The sequence below is a fragment of the Bartonella sp. TT67HLJMS genome (assembly GCF_042193375.1).
Classification (GTDB): Bacteria; Pseudomonadota; Alphaproteobacteria; order Rhizobiales; family Rhizobiaceae; genus Bartonella; species Bartonella grahamii.
Map to the genome: position 1 here is coordinate 25,238 of NZ_JBHILP010000011.1, position 21,497 is coordinate 46,734.

General features: G+C 37.5%; 10 protein-coding genes and 1 pseudogene. 5 read left to right on the forward strand and 6 right to left on the reverse strand.

The window, feature by feature from the left end:
* Positions 1–774: 774 nt before the first annotated feature.
* Positions 775–2,568: an aspartate--tRNA ligase gene (gene aspS, locus ACFIJQ_RS07070; RefSeq protein ID WP_375629413.1), complete on the reverse strand. Its 1,794-nt coding sequence runs from the start codon at positions 2,566–2,568 to the stop codon at positions 775–777.
* Positions 2,569–2,700: 132 nt separating this feature from the next.
* Between aspS and rnd the strand changes: the two genes are divergently transcribed.
* Both rnd and ACFIJQ_RS07080 read left to right on the forward strand, forming a co-directional pair.
* The gene (gene rnd / locus ACFIJQ_RS07075) at positions 2,701–3,855 is read left to right on the forward strand and encodes a ribonuclease D (protein WP_375629415.1); all 1,155 of its coding nucleotides are present in this window, start codon (positions 2,701–2,703) and stop codon (positions 3,853–3,855) included.
* A gap of 534 nt (positions 3,856–4,389) precedes the next feature.
* Positions 4,390–5,531, forward strand: a pseudogene (locus tag ACFIJQ_RS07080) (tyrosine-type recombinase/integrase).
* 457 nt (positions 5,532–5,988) lie between these two features.
* On the opposite strand, the gene ppx reads toward ACFIJQ_RS07080, so the two are convergent.
* Positions 5,989–7,506: an exopolyphosphatase gene (ppx, locus tag ACFIJQ_RS07085; protein WP_375629418.1), complete on the reverse strand. Its 1,518-nt coding sequence runs from the start codon at positions 7,504–7,506 to the stop codon at positions 5,989–5,991.
* A gap of 6 nt (positions 7,507–7,512) precedes the next feature.
* Positions 7,513–9,693, reverse strand: coding sequence for an RNA degradosome polyphosphate kinase (locus tag ACFIJQ_RS07090; protein WP_375629421.1), 2,181 nt, complete (start codon positions 9,691–9,693; stop codon positions 7,513–7,515).
* A gap of 326 nt (positions 9,694–10,019) precedes the next feature.
* Here ACFIJQ_RS07090 and ACFIJQ_RS07095 point away from each other — a divergent pair, with 326 nt between their 5' ends.
* Together ACFIJQ_RS07095 and ACFIJQ_RS07100 are read left to right on the forward strand one after the other, a co-directional pair.
* Complete coding sequence (locus ACFIJQ_RS07095; RefSeq protein ID WP_273788196.1) at positions 10,020–10,268, forward strand: zinc-finger domain-containing protein; 249 nt, start codon at positions 10,020–10,022, stop codon at positions 10,266–10,268.
* Between the two features lie 52 nt (positions 10,269–10,320).
* Positions 10,321–11,568 (forward strand): FAD-binding protein, encoded by a 1,248-nt coding sequence (locus tag ACFIJQ_RS07100; protein ID WP_375629424.1) that lies wholly within the window; start codon positions 10,321–10,323, stop codon positions 11,566–11,568.
* A 192-nt stretch (positions 11,569–11,760) separates the two neighbouring features.
* Here ACFIJQ_RS07100 and dnaE read toward each other — a convergent pair whose 3' ends face one another.
* Positions 11,761–15,228, reverse strand: coding sequence for a DNA polymerase III subunit alpha (dnaE, locus tag ACFIJQ_RS07105; RefSeq protein ID WP_375629495.1), 3,468 nt, complete (start codon positions 15,226–15,228; stop codon positions 11,761–11,763).
* 419 nt (positions 15,229–15,647) lie between these two features.
* On the opposite strand from dnaE, the gene recG reads away from it, so the two are divergent.
* Entirely contained in the window at positions 15,648–17,756 is a 2,109-nt protein-coding gene (recG, locus tag ACFIJQ_RS07110; RefSeq protein ID WP_375629427.1) for an ATP-dependent DNA helicase RecG, read from the forward strand.
* Between the two features lie 393 nt (positions 17,757–18,149).
* Here recG and glmS read toward each other — a convergent pair whose 3' ends face one another.
* Together glmS and glmU are read right to left on the reverse strand one after the other, a co-directional pair.
* Complete coding sequence (glmS, locus tag ACFIJQ_RS07115; protein WP_375629430.1) at positions 18,150–19,973, reverse strand: glutamine--fructose-6-phosphate transaminase (isomerizing); 1,824 nt, start codon at positions 19,971–19,973, stop codon at positions 18,150–18,152.
* Positions 19,974–20,145: 172 nt separating this feature from the next.
* On the reverse strand, positions 20,146–21,495 hold the full coding sequence (gene glmU / locus ACFIJQ_RS07120) for a bifunctional UDP-N-acetylglucosamine diphosphorylase/glucosamine-1-phosphate N-acetyltransferase GlmU (RefSeq protein ID WP_375629433.1): 1,350 nt from the start codon (positions 21,493–21,495) through the stop codon (positions 20,146–20,148).
* Between the last annotated feature and the right edge of the window lie 2 nt (positions 21,496–21,497).

The following is a 21,497-nucleotide window of genomic DNA, read 5'->3' on the forward strand; positions in this document are numbered from 1 at the left end:
TATTAAAATAACAATTCCCACAATAATAAGAAATTATTTTATAGGATTTATTTAATGAAATCTTCTATGAGTCGACTTTTTTATTAAAAGTCAATTACATAAAAACAAACGCTGCGATTAGAACATGAACAGAAAATTATATCAATTTGAAAAATTTATACACGCCCTTCCCCCCTTGTCCTAAGTAATTTATTGAAAGCTTTGTCAAATCTGATAATAATTTAACTGCTCACAAAGAGTTATTTCATTCTTTTTGGAATGACAAAAGCACCTTTCAAACATCATCTTTTATTATAAAGATAAATTGTACAACAACCCCATTCAGTTTTTCCATGAAAAACTAAAAAAATATTCAAAGCTTATAAAATTTAAACTTTTCAGAGTAAGTCCATAGAATAGAAAACCGCATTATTCTCATAAAAACGAAGAGACACAATTCTCTGCTACAACACTGTAAAAACTTCAATAAAAAATAAATAATATATTGTCGTATAAAGATAATTCATTTTTTTCAACTAAAATGAGACTCCTAAATATTATAGAATTCTCTCATTTCTAATTTATTCATGATAAAACAATCACAATCATTTCCTCACCTATCACAAAGGGAAGAGCCACTATAAAAACAAGGAATAAAAAAGCCTCGTAAAGAATCAACACAATAGCGTTTTTGTCTATCTAAATTTCACAAACAGCACACACACACATGATGCTCTTGAGAGGCATCAAAACTTCACTCTGCATAAGAAAGATGAAAACAATCCATAATCAACTTTATGAGCTATTTTTGTGAGTAGGAGCCATACGGATTCCTAAATCACGTAATTGTGTAGGAGACACATCAGACGGAGCACTCATCAAAAGATCAAGTGCCTGTTGATTCATAGGAAATAAAGCAACTTCACGCAAATTTTTAACACCCTGCAACAGCATAATGATGCGGTCAATTCCCGCAGCCATACCACCGTGTGGCGGAGCCCCATAATGGAATGCACGATAAAGACCACCGAAACGATCTTTCACAACTTCCTTAGAAAGTCCTACAAGCTCAAAAACTTTAAGCATCATTTCTGGTAAGTGATTACGAATTCCACCTGATGCAATTTCATAACCATTGCAAACAAGATCATATTGAAAAGCTTTAAGAGTAAGAGGATCTTGGGTCTCAAGAGCATTTTCTCCCCCTTGAGGCATGGAAAAAGGATTATGTGCAAAATCAATCTTTTTCTCATCTTCATTCCATTCAAAAAATGGAAAATCAACAATCCAAGCCAAAGAGAAACTCTCTCTATCGAGAAGATCTAATTCTTCCCCTACCCGTGTACGGGCTGCTCCAGCAAAAGATGCGAATTTTTTTGGATCTCCAGCCACAAAAAAACAAGCATCACCACTTTCAAGTCCAAGCTGTATACGGAGCGCTTCAGCTCGCTGTTGACCAATATTTTTGGCGATAGGCCCTGCTCCTTCAAATTTTCCTTTTTCTTCACGCCAAAAAATATAACCAAGCCCTGGTTGCCCCTCGCCTTGTGCCCATACATTCATACGATCACAAAAAGCACGACTTCCACCCGTTTTAGCCGGAATAGCCCACACTCGTGCATTCTCATCATTTGCTAAAATTTGAGCAAAGACTTTGAAACCAGAATTATAAAAATGTTGAGAAACATCTTCCATAATGATCGGATTACGTAGATCAGGCTTATCTGAACCATATTTTTGCATTGCTTCATCATAGGAAATGCGAGGAAAGCTTTGTGTCACAGTTTTTCCATCTGCAAATTCTTCAAAAATAGAACGCATAATAGGTTCCATAGTTGCTAAAACATCTTCTTGCTCAACAAAACTCATTTCAACATCTAATTGATAAAATTCACCAGGAAGACGGTCGGCCCTTGGATCTTCATCTCTAAAACATGGAGCAATCTGAAAATAACGATCAAAACCTGACATCATCAACAACTGTTTATATTGCTGTGGTGCTTGCGGTAGCGCATAAAATTTTCCCTGATGAACACGACTTGGAACCAAAAAATCACGTGCTCCTTCCGGTGATGAAGCTGTCAAAAGTGGCGTCGTAAATTCCGTAAAACCATTATTTTGCATAGCCCGTCTCATAGCCGCAATAATTTCAGTCCGACGCATGATATTTTTGTGCATAGTCTCCCGACGCAAATCAAGAAAACGATATTTTAATCGAATATCTTCTGGATAATCAGGTTCACCAAAAACCGGTAAAGGAAGTTCATCAGATTTTGAAAGAATTTCTACCTCTTGTGCAACAATTTCAATCTCACCTGTTGGAAGCGTTGCATTAATAACCTCATCAGAACGTGCACATACCTCTCCATCCACACGAATAACCCATTCAGAACGCACTTTTTCAATAACTTTAAAAGCCGGCGAAGCAGGATCAGCAACAATTTGTGTAATTCCAAAATGATCACGTAAATCCACAAAAAGAATTCCTCCATGATCACGAACACGATGAACCCATCCCGAAAGACGGACTTGTGCTCCTACATCACATCTACGAAGAGCCGCACAATGATGACTGCGATAACGGTGCATGTTTTTTGCCTTTGATTATAATATTCACATGCGCTACAAACGCTTTTTAATAACCATTTGTCAAGATATGAGAATAAAAACTCAAAAATAAAGTCAATAAAGGACAAATTTAATTTATCGAATTATAATAAAATGATGAATCTTATTACACAAACAACAGATCTTGAAATTGCACTTAACGCTCTACGTACCTCTGATTTTGTAACAGTCGATACTGAGTTTATCCGCGAAACAACTTTTTGGCCTCAACTGTGTTTAATCCAGCTCGCATCACCAGATGTCACAGTTTTGATTGATCCCATAGCACCAGATATTAATTTACAACCTTTTTTTGACCTTATGATCGATAAAAAAGTTGTAAAAGTTTTTCATGCTGCGCGCCAAGATATTGAAACAATTTATCATCTTGGAGGTGTTATTCCTTCCCCTCTCTTTGATACGCAAATAGCAGGATCAATTTGTGGGTTTGGTGATTCTATCTCCTATGATCAAATTGTACAACGTTGCACGGGGCATCATCTTGATAAATCTTCCCGCTTTACAGACTGGAGTTGCCGACCTTTGTCTGAAAAACAACTGCTCTATGCACTTGCCGATGTAACCTATTTAAGAGATGTTTACCTGTTATTGAAAAAAAGGTTAGAAAAAAATCAACGTGCTCACTGGATGGATGATGAACTAACAATCCTTTTAAATCCTAAAACCTATGATATGCCAGAAGATGAAGCATGGAAAAAAGTGAAAGGACAAATTAAAAAGCCTCGTGAACTTGCTGTATTACAAAAGATAGCAGCTTGGCGTGAACGTGAAGCACGAAGATACAATATGCCACGTCGTCATATCATAAAAGATGAATGTCTTATAGAAATAGCAACCCAACAACCAAAAGATGAATCTGCATTAAAACGATTGCGCAGTCTTAATAAGAATTGGGATAAACTCTCAATTGCTCAATCATTAATCAAAGCTGTCCACGAAGGCTTAGAGGTGGATCTTTCTACTTTACCCCCCATTCCTAAACATAATCCACTCAATGATACGACGGCCGCTGTTATCGATCTGCTCAAAGTGTTATTAAAAATTGTTGCAAGCGAAAACAGCATTGCCCCTAAAATTATTGCAACATCTAATGATTTAGAAAAAATTGCCAATGGAGGAATAAAGAAAAATATTCCCGCTATGAATGGCTGGCGCTATGAAATTTTTGGTAAAAAAGCCGAACAACTGCTAAAGGGGCAGATAGGGTTTTACTTTAACGATGGAAAAATAAGCACAAAACAGCTTTAATTTACATTTTCATTTTTAAAAAACCATTACGCTACTTATTACCTACATAAATTGGTATGCCCTATGGACCAACGCAAATAGGATAACTAAAGCCTACTTCTGACAAAGTTAAAAACTTAAATAGTAAACTCTTATTAAAAATGGCAGCTAAATCTAAAAATACAGACAGCTCCTCATTTAAAAGTTTTAAAAAGAAAAAGTTCTTATAATAAAAGCGCATTCGTTACAAAAATAGCAGCCTCGCAATAGGAACAAACAAAGATATAATGCCTCACGTCACCATATCGTATTAAAAACGACCGAGATTACAATCTAACAATCAAAAACGAGCCAGCATAACAACTAAAACACCTAACAAAATTAACATACTGATTTATAAATATAATTCGTTGTTTTTCATGTTGAATGAGAGTCCCGAATAACATAAGATTCTCTCATTTCAAACCTGTTTATCTTGAATCAATCAAAACCATTCTCTTGCACACCATAAGCGGGGCTGGCGTGTGGATAAAAACTGTACAAGAAAGGACTAAAATGGCTCTTATGAATCGCCTCAAGTGCCAAGGGCTGTCGCAACATTGGGAGCTGGCAAATATAATAATGGTGCCGGCTTGCTTCTTCATAAGCGTAAAGATGGAGGTGCTCAATGGATTTACCGTTATACCATTCATGGTCGGCGCCGCAAAATGGGCTTGGGTGCGTTGCGAAATGTTTCTTTAAAAAAAACTTGTGAATGTGCAACCGAATGGCGTTCTGTTTTACGTGAAGGTCGTGACCCTATTAAAGAACGCAACAAACAAAAACGTGAGGCAATGCGTAATCTCCGTTACTTCAAATACATTGCTCTAGATGCCTTTGAAAGCCGTAAAGCTGAATTCAAAAATGAAGGCAAAGCTGGGGATTGGTCTTATCTTTACGCCTTCATATTCTCCCCAAATTAGGCTATCTGCCTGTTTCAGAGAGTATACAAACAGAGATACGCAATACCCTTGCCCCAATTTGGTATACAAAAGATGCAACAGCAAAGAAAGCACTTGAACCGTCTTAATCTTTATCTCAAACATACTACGCCTTAGATTTGAATGTTGATTTACAAATAACAGAAAAAGCACTCTCTCTTAAGAAAACAACGCCATAAAACACAAAATTTACCAGCAATGGATTGAAGAAATGTACCATCTTTTTATAAAAAACACTTTGCCAAACAACAACCCTAACACTATTGGCTTTGCGTCTACGCATCCTTACAGGATTCGCACTTTTCCTTTGTGTCATATTCATAAAATCAAGTGGATGAGGGTATATGGACTATCCCTGCTGAGAATATGAACGGTTTGCATGACGCTACAACAGAAGCATTAGAAATTCTAAAACAAGCGCGCTTGCTTTCTCGCAATGTTTTCTTTTTTTCTGCAACCAGTCGTAGTCCCCTTGCTCAGAATTGTATGTCAAAGTATATGAGAAAAAATAAACTTTATGTCTGCCCCTATGGGTTTCGTTCTAGTTTACGCGATTGGCTTACTGAAACAACCGCTCCCCCTTATGAAATCGCAGAAACCATCCCAGGTCATACAGTCGGAAGACAAGTAGAGCGTGCCTATCGTCGAACAGACTATCTAGAACAGCGCCGTGTCTATATGGATAAATGGACGGCTTATGTTACAGATCAAAGCTAAGATATGGAATACATAACCCCATTATTTGTGGATAACTTTCTCTCTCTTTTCTCTCATATCGTCTCAATAAGAATCATAAATAATCACATCAGAAATTATATGATAAAATATTGTTTTTTATAAATTAAATACCTTTCAAAGGATTCGAAAATATGGTTAATAATGCTTATGATTTGTTTCTATTTTTTATAGTGAAAGAATTTTATAATGACAGAAAATGATATTCTTTTAGCGGACCGTAAAAGTGCAAAATCCATTCTGTGATGCAAGTAACTGGATAAAAAAATTATATTTTCTTTTATGAATGCTCAGGGCATTACAAATGCCTTGCGTGGGGGATGACACGGGCGTTATAGAACAGCCCCCCGTTGTCCAGCTCATGATGATAGGTTGCCTAGTTTATCCCTTGTCAATGGCACTATTATAAGACATAAAGCCCGAATAAATTAGAAAAAAATCAAAAAATTTCAAAAGCAAGAGGTTTTTTTATTATTTTTGATAACTTTTTTAATCGTCCAAGAGGACGTTCTCCTAATAACCCAGCGTAATTCTTTGGGATCTGCAAAATAATATGATCTTCTTTTTTACGCCACAATAGATGAGGTAAAATACCTGCAACAGAAGCACTAAAAAGATGAGCAATCCGCATAGTTTCGCCAAGAATACGTGCTTTTTCAATTATATTTTGAGTTGCTAATTGAAAAATGGGGAGAGATTCTTTATCAACCAGTAAACTTGTATTGCGAAAAAAAACAGCAAGCGCCGCATAAAGGCGCCCTTCATGAGAAATTCCTGGATAAGATCCTAAAGCTATTTGATTTGCTGCTTCATTGCCTCGATAATCTGGATGTATACGCCAACCAATATCCGCAAGAAGACAAGCGGCTTGACGATAACGGCATTCATTTTCAGTTTCTGAAATTCCAAAAACTTCAAAAGCATTCGTCGTAAAATCAATGAGTTCTTCTGCTTGTTTTGGTGAACGTGCCCGTAAAATAGCCATTTCTGTGCATGCTGCAATGAGAGGATCTGAAAGTCGAAGCGCCTGCGGCAATCGTGAATAAAGAAAACCTTCACGAACGCCAGCACCAGAAAAAATTATCTTTTCAAACTCCATACACTGAATGAGTTCAATAAGAACTATTGCCCCATAAGATAAAAGTTTCCGACGATTCTGAGAAACCGCTGCAATCCCCCTCATATTATCAATATTGCCACGTGCTACAAGACGTAAAAAGTTCTCCATTTCAACAGCATCAACTTCATAGCCATGCATAACAGGGAGCCGATAGTGTTTCATTGCCATATGGAGTTTTGCCAAATTACGCCATGTCCCCCCCACTGCATAAAAATAACGTGCTATACCTTTACGAGTACGAACAACAGACGATTTATAAAGTTGCTCATGTACAATTTTTGTAGCTACAGCACTATCATTATTTGACATATACTGTAGCCTTAAACCACCCAATGGGAGAGTTATCCCTTCACCAACATCAGAATGATCAATATCAATCAGCTCAAGACTTCCACCACCAAGATCCCCAGAAATACCTTTTGGTTGATAAAAAGTAGACACAACTCCATATGCTGAATACATAGCCTCTTCACTTCCTGAAAGAAGATATATTTTACTTTGCAAAATATCTTCAGCATGCTGAATAAATGCTACACCATTCTTTGCATCTCGTGCTGCTGCTGTTGCTAAAGTATAGACCTCATCTGCCCCAATCTGTCGACAAAGCGTACGAAACCGTTTCAGTGTTTGCAACGCCATTTTCATCGATTTTTCTTCTAAAAATCCTGTTTTTGCCACACCATGACCGAGACCACAAAGAATCTTTTCATTAAACAAAACCGTTGGTGAGCGAACAAGCCCCTCATAAATAACCAACCGAACAGAATTTGAGCCAATGTCAATAACAGCAACAGGCTTACGCCCTTTTAACCGACCTTGAGCATCTATATATGTCATTGGATTTTAATCTTTATGTATTTCGGCTTGTTGCCGACGCAACGCAATCAAGCGCGAAACAGAAGATTCAAAGGACTCTTTTCTCCCCGCAAAACTTGTATTAGCCATAAAATACTCCTGCGCATTAAACAGACTTTCACCTATCTGCGGTGTAATACGTTTTGATGTTCCATCCTTAAGTATATCAAAGCTTTGTTGATTATCAATGATATTAGCCAACATAATTTGTAAAAGAATTTTTTGACGCACTATTTTATTAAAAACTGGAACCAATATTTCAATACGATAGTCTAGGTTACGAGGCATCATATCAGCAGATCCTAAGTAAACAAGTGCATTTTCATTAGGCAAATCTTGACCATTCCCAAAACAAAAAATGCGACTATGTTCAAGAAAACGCCCGACAATTGATTTTACACGAATATTATCTGAAATTCCTAGAATACGAGGACGTAAACAACATATCCCCCGCACAACCAAATCAATTTGCACCCCTGCTTGACTGGCACGATATAAAGCATCAATAATTTCAGGATCAACCAATGCATTAACTTTCATCCAAATAGCAGCAAACCTTCCCTGTTGTGCATGAGCAATTTCTCCCTCAATATGCTCTAAGATACGACCACGCAATGTTAAGGGTGAAAAAGCAATCTTCATTGTTTCATTCGGACGCTCATATTGCGCAATATAATTGAACAATAACGCAACATCATGAGCGATATCATCATCCTTGGAAAAAAAAGAAAGATCCGTATAAGTTTTAGCGTTAATGGGATGATAATTTCCTGTTCCAAGATGAACATAAGAGCAAAGACGTTTTCCCTCACGTCTCACAACCAATGACATCTTGGCATGAGTTTTTAATGCAATAAAACCAAAAATAACTTGAACCCCAGCACTTTCAAGATCCCGTGCCCAACGAATATTTGCTTCCTCATCAAAACGTGCTTTAAGTTCTACCAAAGCAGTCACAGACTTTCCCTGTTCAGCTGCTTCAATCAAAGCGCCGACAATTGGACTATCATTTGATGTACGATAAAGTGTTTGTTTAATTTCTACAACATCAGGATCGCAAGCAGCTTGACGTAAAAATTGGACAACAACATCAAATGTCTCATAAGGGTGATGAATCACAATATCATTTTCACGAATAGCCGCAAAACAATCCCCTTTATGTTCACGAATACATTCTGGAACACGGGGAATATAAGGAATAAATTTGAGATCATTACGGGAAATAGAAACAATTTCTGATACCATATTAAGCGCTAAAAATCCATCAAGAACATTAATACAATTATCAGGAACAGCAAGACTATTCGCTATAAATTGGCGTAAACTCTCTGGCATTTTTGCGTCAAATTCAACTCGAATAACCTGCCCACGGCGCCGCCTTTTGAGAGCAGTTTCAAAAAAATGAACAAGATCCTCAGCTTCTTCTTCTACTTCAATATCACTATCTCGGATTACTCTAAATGTACCAATTCCTTTAACCTCATAGTTAGGAAATATATGTTTAATAAAAAGGCAAATAACATCTTCAGATGCAATAAAACGAAAATGATTACCCTCTTGAGGAAGAAGAATAAAACGCCTTAAAAGCATTGAAATAGACAACAACACTGTGTGTAAGTTCTGATCAGTTTCTCCAGACAATTGAAGAGCAATAGAAAGCCCTAAATTAGGAATAAATGGAAAAGGATGAGTAGAATCAACAGGCAAAGGTTTTAAAACAGGAAAAATTGTCTCAAGAAAATATTTTTCAAGCCATGATTTTTCAATTTCTAAAAGATCATCAGAACAAATAATTTCAATATCATTCTTTTTTAATTCATCACGTAAAACATTCAATTCTCGTAGTTGGTGAGCCTGCAACTTTGAAATCTCAGCTAATACAATATCAAGTTGTTCCTGTGGAGTGTGTCCATCTGCACTGCACGCTGTAACGCGAGCACGAATTTGAGCTGCTAGTCCTGCAACACGAACCATAAAAAACTCATCAAGATTTGCCGCTGAAATAGAAAGAAATTGTAGACGTTCTAATAAAGGATGTTTAGAATTAGCCGCTTCCATCAAAACACGATTATTAAATTGTAGCCATGAAAACTCTCGATTAATAAACCGTACCGGATTTTTCATTGTTATATTCGATATAGAAATTTTATCTACCACCCTCTGTTCCATATATCCTAAATAATTTTCTTTTATATTTTCTAAAATCCTTGACGAAATATCCCATATAACATTTTATAATGTGTTATCATCATAATAATATATCAATGCCTAACTTTTCTCATCGTGTTTTCATTTAATATTTAAAAATACTTGGAACTATTTCTATGCGCAAAGCGCTAAAAACACGACAATTATTCTAATATAGCATAAAAGGAGGAGAAATTTGTCTTAAAAAGCAGCTTGCATTATTATAAGCTTTATTACAAACTCACGCCTATAAAATAAAAGAGCCCAATTATAGCTGATGAGACAATTTATTCTGGAGTTTGTACGCCATGGCTGATCACAATATTCCCCATTTCCAAAATGACCTTGGATATAAAACAATCGAAATTGGTGTGAAAGAATTTATGTGTGTAGGCGCTACACAACCATTCGATCATCCCCATATCTTTATCGACATGGGAGAAGCAGATGAGAAAATTTGCCCTTATTGCTCAACCCTTTATCGTTATGTTCCCTCGCTATCATACGATCAAACAAACCCAACAGGATGTTTATATCATCCAGAAAAGCTATTATAATCGCGTTTTTGGGCTTTCTTAATAACCACTCTTTTAATTCTGCTTGTTTAATATGGAATCATTTGTGAACCGATCACCCTTCATTGTTGGAGGAGGAATTGCTGGTTTAAGCACCGCTTTAGCACTCGCTCATAAAGGAATTGCAAGCACCATTATCGAAAAGTGTAAGCAACTTGAAACAATAGGCGCTGGTATTCAACTGACACCAAATGCAACATCTATTCTTGCTCGCTGGGAACTTCTTAACAAACTCACTGAAGTCGCGACAATCCCACATTTTCTTGAGTTAAAAGATGGATTATCTTTAAAAATACATCTACGGGCTCATCTTATCAATCTAACAGAAAAATATTGGAAAGCCCCTTATATGACGATCCACCGTGCGGCTTTACAAAAAATTTTATATGATGCAGTGATTGAAAATCCTTTAATCAAATACAAAGCAGGCGAAACGATTGTATCTTCTACCCAATCTGCAACCAACATTAAAATAAAGACAATAAAAATAGATACAACAACAGAACAGCTTCATTCAACGCCCCTCCTGATCGGATGTGATGGAGTTTGGTCAACATTACGGCAACAATCTCCCTTTCATGAAAGAGCAAATTTTAGTGGCTTTATTGCTTGGCGTGCAACAACAACATTTGATAATCTTCCTCAAAAATTTCGTTCTTCATTGCAAAATATGAAGACAATTACAGCTTGGATGGGACCCCAAAATCATCTTGTTGTCTATCCCATTCAATCGTCAGAAAAAATTTTTAATTTTGTCGCCATTACGCATGGAGAAAATTCAAAAGAAGGATGGGCTCATAAAGGAGATAAAGAAAAACTCAAATCTCTTTTTAAAGGTTGGAATTCAAAAATCTTACAAATCTTTGATCATATCGATGAATGGAGCTATTGGCCACTCTTTCAAATGAAACAAAATCGTTTTATCGGCTTAGAGAGACAAGTATTTGTTGGCGATTGTGCACATGCAGCCTTACCTTTTGCAGCGCAAGGTGCCGCTATGGCAATCGAAGATGCTGCCACATTAGCAGAAGCACTTTCATTGAAAAATTTTTCATTAACGAAAGCACTTTCGCTTTACGAAACAACACGCACCCCCCGTATTGTAGCAGTAAAAAAACGCGGAGATTTCAATAGATTAGCCTATCACGCAACCGGTCCTATAGCAATTGCACGCAATCTCATGATGAAAATTCGTACACCAGAGAGCATTATGTCAGATCTCAATTGGCTTTACATGTATGATGCGATGAATTCCATAAAAAATAATGATAAAAACTTATAAAATTCTTCCAGCACTTTGAATATTACGAAAGAAAGAGATTTTTTGACACTATGACACTAAAAAAACATCATAATTCACTCAAATAAAAGCAATATTTTCCGAAACCTACAATCCGATTTTAAATGCTCAATTTTTAGCTCTCTTAAAAGCAAAAACACCACTCAAAATCAGCTCCGATCTTTAATCTTTCTGTTAACTCAATTCTACATCAACAACCCCCTGAATTAATTTCATAGCATTTGCGACATGTGAATTTACCTTATATCGCTTAGGAAGCGCAATTTCGACTTCTCGCAATCCATCCTCTTGAATTAAAATAAGCCCAACCTCTCCATTCCCCCCAAGATTTAAATTTTGTTCAATTTGTGGAAGCATATCAACTGTTTTTATAAAAAGACGCATCATTTTATGCTGTTTTAATGATTCCTTTTCCAACGACTGAATTGTTTCAATTCGCAAACTAACCCCTTCAGAACGATTTTCTGCGCTCACCGTAATAATAAAAGATTTTCCGGGTTCTAGCATCTCTTCATAATCTGAGAGTGCCTCAGAAAAGAGAACTGCTTCATATTGTCCACTTGTATCAGAAAAATGAATAATTCCCATTTTTTTACCAGATTTTGTTTTGCGCACGTTTTTTGCCACAACAGTTCCAGCAAGCCGTGCAGCCGTTGCTCCTCCTTTAACGGCGTTGGCAAAATTAACCCAAGTCTGAATGCGTTTTTTGTTCAGAATAGCTTGATACTCCTCCAATGGATGCGCAGAAAAGTAAAAACCTATAGCTTGAAATTCTCGATAAAGTTTCTCAGCCGGCAACCAAGGAGTTGTTTGCGATAAAATCAATGGTTCTTTTAATCCGCCTGCCATTCCAAATATATCAACCTGCCCGCTAGAATTGTCATCGAGAATACGAAGTGCACGCGCATGAAGGGTTCCAAGATTGGCTAATAAAACCTCACGTGCAATGTTAAAACAATCAAAAGCACCAGCACAAACTAAACTTTCCATCGCACGCTTGTTAACAATACGAGGATCAACACGCGCACAAAAATCTTCCAGATCCTTAAAAATCTTATCCCCACGACAAGTAACAATATGATCCACAACAGTTTCTCCCACTCCTTTAATGGCAGCAAGAGAATAATAAATACAGTTATCACCAACCTCAAAAACACGATGAGATGTTTGTATAGAAGGTGCAATAACTTCAATACCCAGCCTTAATGCTTCACGCCGAAAATCATTAAGTTTATCTGTATTCGTCATATCATACGTCATTGAAGCTGCTAAAAACTCAACGGGATAATTTGCTTTCATATAAGCTGTTTGGTAAGAAACAATTGCATAAGCAGCAGCGTGCGATTTATTAAAACCATAATCGGCAAATTTTGCTAAAAGATCAAAGATAATATCAGCTTGATCTTTATCAACACCACCAGCAACAGCTCCATTGACAAAACGCGTACGCTGTTTTTGCATTTCAGCATGAATTTTTTTCCCCATAGCACGACGTAATAAATCGGCTTCTCCAAGCGAATAGCCAGAAAGCACCTGAGCAATCTGCATCACCTGTTCTTGATAGACAATAACACCTTGTGTTTCTTTGATCAGATGATCTATTTTAGGATGAATGGAAGCAATTTCCTCTTCCCCATGTTTGCGTGCATTATAGGTTGGAATATTCTCCATTGGACCTGGACGATAAAGTGCGACCAGCGCAATAATATCTTCAATACGGTCTGGCTTCATTCCGATCAACGCCTTGCGCATACCAGAACTTTCCACCTGAAACACGCCAACCGTTTCACCACGTGCCATCATAGCATAGGTTACTTCATCATTCAGAGGAATATTTGATAAATCTATTTTAATCCCCTTTCTGGCAACAAAATCGACTGCCATTTTCAAAACAGTAAGCGTTTTTAATCCAAGAAAATCAAATTTTACCAGCCCTGCCTGTTCAACATATTTCATGTTAAATTGTGTAACAGGCATATCAGAACGAGGATCACGATACATCGGGACAAGCTCCCAAAGCGGACGATCTCCGATAACAATCCCAGCAGCATGAGTCGAAGCATGACGATAAAGTCCCTCCAACTGGAGTGCGATATCTAATGCGCGTCCAACAACGGGATCTTTTTTCTTTTCCTCTTCAAATTTAGGTTCATCCTTAATAGCATCAGCCAATTCTACCTGACTTCCTGGTGTGGCAGGAATTAATTTTGTAAGATAATCCACCTGACGATAAGGAACTTCTAAAACACGCCCCACATCACGCAAAACTGCACGTGCCTGTAACTTACCAAAGGTAATAATTTGAGCAACTTGATTACGTCCATATTTTTTTTGAACATATTGAATAACTTCTTCGCGCCGCTCTTGACAAAAGTCGATATCAAAATCTGGCATCGAAACACGATCTGGGTTGAGAAAACGTTCAAAGAGAAGAGAAAACCGCAATGGATCAACATCAGTAATCGTCAATGCATAAGCAACAAGTGAACCAGCACCAGAACCCCGTCCTGGTCCAACGGGAATATCATGAACCTTTGCCCATTTTATGAAATCTGAAACGATAAGAAAATATCCAGAAAATTGCATACGCGTAATAACTGAAATTTCATAATCAAGCCGCTGCTCATAATCTGCAATCGTATACCCTTCAGCCAATCCAATTGTTTCAAGCCGCATCTTCAAACCAGCTTTAGCCTGATTTAACAACTCACTATCTTCTACTTCCAAAGTATTTTCTGAATTAGCAGATTGTTCTATAAAACGAGGCAATATCGGTTTTCGAAGAGGCGTGGCAATATGACAACGCAATGCAATTTCAACACTATTTTCTAAAGCTTCTGGAAGATCAGAAAACAGTGTAACCATTTCATCTTGTGACTTCAAATAATGATCTGGCGTCACACGTTTGCGATCTGGATTAGAGACTATTTGCCCTTCTGAAACAGCCATCAGCGCATCATGCGCTTCATATCCTTCTCTCTTCAGAAAAAAGGCTTCATTTGTTGCAACAAGAGGAATTTCATGCGCATAAGCCAATTCAATAAGATCAGCTTCTACTCTCCGATCATAAGAGCCATGCCGTTGTAATTCCACATAAAGACGATCAGCAAAAGATTTTTTCAAATAAATTAAGCGTTCAACAGCATGTTCTTTTTTCTCTTCTGCCAAAGAAAGATTAATAGGTCCTCCCTTGCCTCCCGTTAAAACAATTATTCCTTCACTGTGTGCCGACAACCAATTAGCTTTAATATGAGGAGGATCAGTATCACGTTTATCAAGATAAGCACGGCTCACAAGACGAACCAAATGAGCATAACCGATTTCACTAGCAGCCAACAGAACAATAGAGCAAAAATCAGAAGGATTACGCCATTTAGCCAAACGTGAATGATCATTTTCATCACAAAAATCAACAGTAAGCTGACAACCAATAATAGGTTGGACCCCATGAGCAAGACAATGCTGTGAAAATTCCAAAGCACCAAATAAATTATTGGTATCGGTAATAGCAACCGCTGGTGCATGATCTGAAATAGCCTGTTGAATAATTTGGGGGATTTTTAAAGCCCCTTCGAGCAAGGAATAAGCTGAATGCACTCTCAAATGAATAAAGCGAGGAAGAGAATTTTTGTTTTCTTGCATTTTATTTTTATTTTTTACCACTCTCACAATTTCCCACTACAAAATAAATGCCAAACAGCACCCCTTATAAAAGAAAAAACTTCTGTTTATCATAACTTTAAAGCTATAAATTCATCATCCTACATAGGAGCAATATCCCAATTTTATTAATATTTATAAGAGAGTTCTATCAAGAAAATGCTTCTATTCACAGCAAATAAACAGCTAAAATAAAAAGAAAAACAATATAGCTCATCTAAGCACTTTAATTTTAGCACCCTTTTATTGTATTTATCTTTTTTATTGTATTTATCTTTAAATATTAATTTTTCTTCCTAAAATTCAATGTGTAAGTAAAGCAACCTCCTCTTTATGACTTTATCCCCAAAAAGCTCTTCTAAAGGTCTAGAAAAAACAAAAAGAGCAGGTTAAATTTGCTTATGCCTCCAAGTCTTCTTACCCCTCTTTTTAATTCTATTCGAACTCTTTCTGGTATTACACCTAAAGTCTATGGTTTACTGACCAAACTCTTAAATGTTAATCCTACACAACGCGAAGCAACTCTTATTGATCTTCTTCAATTAATGCCTCATTCCGTCATAGACCGCAGAATGCGTCCCAACATTGCTTGTGTAACAGAAGGAGACACTGTTACGCTCGAAATTATCATCGATCAACATCAACCACCGCCCCGTGGTCACAACAAAATCCCCTATCGTGTTATTGCCCATGATCAAACAGGAAAAATAAATTTAGTCTTTTTTCACGCTCAGCCTCTTTGGCTAAAAAAACAACTCCCTGAAGGAAAAAAAGTCACTGTATCAGGAAAAATTGAATGGTTTAATGGGCAATTTTCAATGGCGCATCCCGACTATATTGCTCCAAGCGAACAATCAAATCAGATTCCTCTCATCGAACCTGTCTATCCCTCTACTGCAGGACTAACTGCAAAGACACTAAGACGCGCCATACAAAACGCTCTTGATTTTATTCCTCTGCTCCCAGAATGGATAGATGAAAATGTAAAAAAGCAGCAAAATTTTTCTTCTTTTTCTGTTGCTTTACGCCGTATCCATGCGCCCATTAATCCCAACGATCTATCCCTAGAAAGTACAGCACGCAAACGTCTTGCCTATGATGAATTGCTCGCTTGTCAATTGGCGCTAGGACTCGTGCGTTTGAAAACTAAATCTCTTGTTGGCACTTCTCGACCATCAACAGGAATTTATACTAAAAAATTGCTTAATGTCCTCCCCTTTCAACTCACAACCGGACAAAAAAAAGCAGTAGAAGATATCGCGAATGATCTTGCTTCGCCAGAACCGATGCTAAGACTACTTCAAGGTGATGTAGGCGCAGGAAAAACTGTTGTTGCATTGATGGCAATGGCACAAATTGCTGAAAATTCAGGACAATCAGCTTTAATGGCACCAACCGAAGTGCTTGCCAGGCAACATTTTTCCACCATTGCCCCTCTTGCCGAAAAAGTCGGATTACAAACAACTCTTTTAACAGGACGAGAAAAAGGGAAATTGCGGACAAATATCTTGAATGATATTCTCTCAGGTCAAGTTTCTATTATCATCGGAACCCATGCTCTCATACAAAACAGCATTACTTATAACAATCTTGCCTTAACCATTATCGATGAACAACACCGTTTTGGTGTCCATCAACGTATCGCTCTTACAGAAAAAGGCAATAAACCTGATATGCTGGTTATGACCGCCACGCCCATTCCGCGCACACTTGTCTTAACAGCTTTTGGTGATATGGATGTATCTAAAATTACAGAAAAACCAATGGGACGACAACCCATTACAACAGCAATGCTTTCTTTGAAACGTCTTCATGAGCTTATAGAGCGAATCGCAATTGCATTAGAAAAAGGAGAAAAGCTCTATTGGATTTGTCCTTTAGTGGAGGAATCGACAGCTCTTGATCTCACTTCAATTGAAAACCGCTTTGCATTTCTCCATGAACGCTTTGGTGCACACGTTGGTATGATCCACGGGAAAATGTCTACAGCAGAAAAAGAAGCCGCTATGGCATCTTTTAAATGTGGAAATACACGTATTTTAGTTGCAACCACCGTCATTGAAGTGGGAGTAGATATTCCAGATGCTTCAATCATTATCATAGAACACGCGGAACATTTTGGCCTTTCACAATTGCACCAATTGCGTGGACGTGTAGGACGAGGCGATAAAAAATCTTCCTGCATTTTGCTCTATAAAGATCCACTGACTAAAACAGCAGCAACACGCCTTAATATTATCCGCAATACAGAAGATGGTTTTGAAATCGCTGAAGAAGATTGGCGCCTGCGAGGCGAAGGAGAGCTTTTAGGTACCAAACAATCCGGAGTCCCTGAATTTCATATAGCAAACCTTGCAGTTCATAATGATCTTTTGTCAATGGCAAGAAAAGATGCTCGTTTATTTTTACAACGCGATCCTCATCTTTCTTCTCAGCAAGGACAAGCTTTACAGTTGCTGCTTTATCTTTTCGGACACGATGATGCTACACGCCTCTTGCGAGCAGGATAACAAAGCCCCTCTAATAAAAAATTAAAATACCTCTCTGTTCAAATACGATTTTCTCTCTTAGAATAACCCATAAACGATCTATGCAATCCCTTACCATCTTTATGCTTCATGAAAGAGTAACAACCCAACAACAGCATCTTTTCTTTCAATCTAAATTATTCTTGCATTAAAACAGTAGAAGAAATATTGCGCATTTTTCTATCATTATATTCACATAGCTGATCTATTTTTTGACAGGTAAGAAAATATTTTTTGTTTTATCGTAAAGAATTTAGAAAGAAAAATCCCGTCTCCGGTATTCTCGTTCAACAGAGAAAAGTGGAAAAAATAAGCTATCATTATAAATCAGTTTCTTACACTTGATTATTCTCCCAAAGATTCAGAAATATACTTTTATTCAACCGTGACTGATTTTGCTAAATTACGGGGTTGATCGACATCTGTTCCTAATAAAACAGCCGTATGATAAGCGATTAACTGAACAGGGAGTGCATAAATAATAGGAGAAATAAATTCTGGAACTTCTGGCAAAGTGATCGTTGATAAAGTCTTAAGACAAGCTACTTCTGCTCCTTTTTTATCGGTTATTAAAATAATACGACCATTACGCGCTACCACTTCTTGCATATTAGAAAAAGTTTTTTCAAACCACCGATCATAAGGTGCAACAACAATAACAGGTATTGTCTCATCCACCAAAGCAATTGGTCCATGCTTCAACTCACCCGCCGCATAACCTTCAGCATGAATATAAGAAAGCTCTTTCAGTTTAAGGGCTCCCTCCAAAGCAATCGGATAAGAAGTCCCACGTCCCAGATAAAGAACACTTTTTGCATTCACTAAATCACGACAAATACATTCAATTTTGCTCTCTAATTTTAAGACCTCATTTAAAATACGTGGAACTTCTGCCAATTGTTGAACCAATTGCTGTTCCATTTGAACAGAGAGATAGCCACGTTGTTTAGCAGCACTAAGTGCTAGTGAAGCAAGCGTTGCCAATTGACAGGTAAAAGCTTTTGTTGACGCAACACCAATTTCCGGTCCGGCAAGTGTTGGGAGAATAAAATCAGCCTCCCTTGTCATTGTTGATTGCTCTACATTCACAATTGTTGCTGTTTTTACACCCCGCTCACGACAATAACGCAAAGAAGCCAATGTATCAGCTGTCTCACCAGATTGAGAAACAAACAGCGACAACACATCAGACGTTATAGGAGGTTCACGATAACGAAACTCCGAAGCAACATCATTATCAACACTTAAAGCGGCAAATTTCTCAAACCAATAGCGCGCAACTAAGGTTGAATAATAAGCCGTTCCACAACTAGCAAAAAGGAGACGATGAATGTTTTTCCAATCAATCAAATTCTCAAAGGGTCGAACGGCATAATTTCCAAGATCAAGATAATGCGCCAAATTATGAGAAATCACTTCAGGTTGTTCAAACATTTCCTTGTGCATAAAATGACGATGATTACCCTTAGAAATCAATAAAGCCTCTTCAAGTAATGTTGTCACAGAACGTTTTACCGGTTGATTATATACATCATAAATTGTGACGCCTTCCCGTGTGAGAACAGCCCAATCCCCATCTTCCATATAGCTAATATGATCAACGAATGGTGCCAAAGCAATCGCATCTGACCCCACAAAAAATTCATCTTTTCCATAACCAATTGCCAGAGGTGGACCAGAACGAGCCGCAATCATAAGGTTATCTTCACCTTCGAAAATAAGAACAATAGCAAAAGCCCCCTGCAGCCTTTTCCAACTGGTACGTACAGCTTCTTGCGGAGAAAGACCTTCTTTTAATGCACGCGTTATTAAATGTGCAATAACTTCCGTATCCGTCTCTGTTTCAAAGATATAACCATCTTCTATGAGTTCCTTTTGCAATTCTACAAAATTTTCAATAATACCATTATGAACAATCGCAAGCTTTTCAGTCACATGGGGATGCGCATTGCGTTCAACAGCAATTCCATGCGTAGCCCAACGGGTATGACCAATCCCTAAACTTCCCTCTAGAGGTGTTTTTTTTAATTTTTCTTCTAAATGAACAAGCTTCCCCTCAGCACGTACACGATAAAGATGCCCATTATGGACTGTTGCCACCCCAGATGAATCATACCCTCTATATTCAAGACGTTTTAACCCCTCAACCAAAGAGGACGTAACCCCCCTCTTTCCAAGAATTCCAATAATTCCACACATTAAAAAGCTCCAACCCACATCTTAAGATTTAAATCTTATAAAACAATCCAACAGCCTTTATTTAAAACTATAAATAATAAAATAATTCAAACATGGAGTACGGCAATCTTTAAGAATAAACATCCTATCCATCGTTAGATTAACACGAAACAAAGGAATAGACTGAAAATAATCATTTTTTCTGTTTATTTTCTAACAAGCGCTCTCGAAATTTTGTCGCATAGCCCTCTTTTATAACCTGTCGTGCACGCCCAAAAGCCATACTGTTCATAGGAATATTTTCAGTAATAACACTTCCTGAAGCAACATAAGAGCCATCCCCTATTACCAATGGGGAAACAAGTGCCGTATTAGACCCAACAAAAGCATGATCACCAATTATGGTTTTATATTTGTTAAATCCATCATAATTACAAGTAATCGTACCAGCTCCAATATTGGTATGTGCACCAATTTCGGCATCACCAATATAACTTAAATGATTGATTTTAGAAGATTCTCCTACCTTAGCTTGTTTGACTTCACAAAAATTTCCAATCTTTACGGACTTCGCCAACTCTGTTCCTGGACGCAAACGTGCATAGGGACCAATCTGTGCATCCTTACCAACCACAGTACCCTCGAGATAACTAAATGCATGAATAACAGCACCAGATTGTACTTTTACGCTTAATCCAAAATAAACATTTGGTTCTATCACCACCCCTGGTTCAATTTCTGTATCATAAGAAAAATAGAGTGTTTCTGGTTTTAAGAGTGTAACACCCGATAACATTAAATCGCGCGCTTTACGTTTTTGCCACAAAGAATCAGCCTCAGAAAGCTCAAGACTGTTGTTAATTCCTACAATATCTTCAAAAGGAACTTCAACAACACGCACATCTAATCCTTCGCGTGTTGCAAGAGCAGCAATATCTGTTAAATAATATTCTTTTTTCACATTGTTATTACCAACCTTCTCTAAAAGAGAAAGTGCATGTTTTCCACGTATAGCGAGTATTCCACCGTTACAAAAAGAAATCTTTTTTTCTTCATCGCTAGCGTCTTTTTCTTCTACAATTGCGATCAATTGACCATTTTTCTCGAGAAGACGCCCATAACCTGTTGGATTTTGGGTATGAAAACCTGCAAAAACAACATCTGCTCCATCAGCAAGCTGTGCACGCATTTGGTGCAATGAATCTTGCTGAATGAGAGGCGTATCCCCAAAAACAATGAGAACATCATCCACTTCCTTTTGCAAAGCTAAACGAGCAGATAAAACAGCATGAGCTGTTCCTAAACGCTCTTTTTGTTCAAAAATCATCGCATCTTTTACAAATGACTGAACAACGTGCGTAACCTCCTTAGCACCAAATCCCACAACGACTGCTAATTGTGAAGAGCCTGCCAATTCTATTTGTTTTAGAACATGGCATATAAGAGGCAATCCAGCAATTTTATGAAGTACCTTAGGCAGAGACGATTTCATGCGCGTCCCCTCACCTGCAGCAAGAACAATAGAAAGACAACTTCTAACCATAA